We start from the raw sequence: 1,841 nt of genomic DNA on the forward strand, positions 1-1,841 counted from the left end.
ATTAGAAAAGCAGATGAAGAATTAAGGAAACGAGAAGAAGCGGAAGCGCGTAGAAAAGCAGAGGAAGAATTAAGGCAACGAGAAGAAGTGGAAGCGCGTAAGAAAGTGGAAGAAGTAAGAAAACAAGTAGAAGCAGAAGCGCGTAGAAAAGCAGAGGAAGAAGTAAGAAAACAAGAAGAAGCGGAGGCACGTAGAAAAATAGAGGAGAAAAAGCTTGAAGAAGTAAGAAAACGTCGAATAGAGGAAGAGAAGAAAATAGAAGAAGCTCAAAAGAAACAAAAATTAGTAGTAGCCAAAGGAAAATCAGAAAGTGACGAAATTAATTTAAATAAGGAAACAAAGCCATCAAATAAAGCTAATTTTGAACAAGATAAGAAAATAAAACTTGATAAAAAAGGAATCTTAAATTATATGAAAAAATATAAGTACGCTATTATTGGAATCGCATCAATTGTTTTAATCGTAGTAGTAGGTTTCGCTTTTAGTACTATGAAGAGTTCACAGGCTGCATCTGCAAATAATGCAAATAGTTTAGAAATCAATACAAATTTAGTAAATGGATTAAGGCTATCTGCAGTTCAAAAATACCAAGATGCTGCCTTGGAGTTTGATAAAGTAGATTATAAAAAGCTTGGAAAAGAAGATAAAAAGGCGGTTTTATTTACTTATCTATTAAGCGGTAAAGCACAAAAGGCTATTGACTTAGAGAAAGATTTTGCAGAATCAGTAGTTTCATATTACTTAGCTGTAGATAATTTGAAAAAAGTAAAAGAACTAAAAACTAAAAATCCACTAATTAATTTTGAAATTGCTGCATTAGATGACAAACATGAAGAAGTTATTAAATTAAAAGATCAAGTGCCACTAGATGGTAGAAGAGAAGGAATAATTGTTAATAGTTATTTGAAATTAAATAAATCTGAGGAAGCTAAAAAGTTTGCTCAAAAAGTTGGAAATAAAGATTTACTCGAAAAAATCAATAATTCTGCACCTAATAGTTCTGCAACATCTGTAGCAACTATAAGTGTTGGTCACGTAATTGGGAGGAATTGATTATGCCTTTAGATTATTCGAAAATTTTTAAGAAAGTTTTACTCGCAACTACTGCTACTACCTTAAGTATTGGGGTAGTTACGGGCTGCTCGCTTTTTTCTTCAGACAAAAAGAGCAGCAAAACAGCATCAGTATCTAAAAAGAAAAAAGAGAGTGAAAAAGAAAAGAAGAAAGATGAAAAAACAGATGAAAGTAAGAATGAAACAACTGAAAATTTAAATACCAATGATTTCGATGAAATCATTGATAATGCAAAACGTAGCTCGGATCAAAATTTAGCTGGAATCATTGAAAATAACAAAACCAAAAAGAAATTTGATGATTTAACTGATTCAATTGCGACCGCAGCTATAAATTCAGATCGAAACTTAGCATCAGTTATTGACGGTGATAAATCAAGTAATCGTTTTTCTGATTTGAATACTTCAATTGTATCAGCAACCAATAATCCTTCTGTCTCAGATAATAAGAACTTTGTATTTGGTGGCGATCTAAGCATCAGTGATGGAGTGGCTATTGCCGATAATTCAATACCGCCAATTAATAATGATAAAAAGCCACCAGCTTCTGGAGACTCTAGTGGCGGAGAAGTGAAGCCGCCAGCAGGTAGTGATGGTAATAATGGCGGAGGAGATACAAAACCACCAACAGGCGGCGACGGTAACGATGGTGGAGGAGGTACAAAACCACCAACAGGTGGCGATGATAACGATGGTGGTACAACCAAACCAGAGAAACCTGAAAAAGATACAGAAGCACCAGTGATTACAGCAAAACAAGGCGTGACC

The 1,841-nt window shown here is 34.2% G+C and carries 2 pseudogenes; both read left to right on the forward strand.

The features are described 5' to 3' along the window. A pseudogene (locus tag V7038_RS28925) lies at positions 1 to 1,053 on the forward strand (hypothetical protein); the annotation flags it as partial. A 2-nt stretch (positions 1,054 to 1,055) separates the two neighbouring features. Continuing rightward, positions 1,056 to 1,841 (forward strand): annotated as a pseudogene (locus V7038_RS28930) (adhesin); the annotation flags it as partial.

It is taken from the genome of Bacillus sp. JJ783 (assembly GCF_036963225.1).
In the GTDB taxonomy this organism is placed as follows: domain Bacteria; phylum Bacillota; class Bacilli; order Bacillales; family Bacillaceae_G; genus Bacillus_A; species Bacillus_A cereus_U.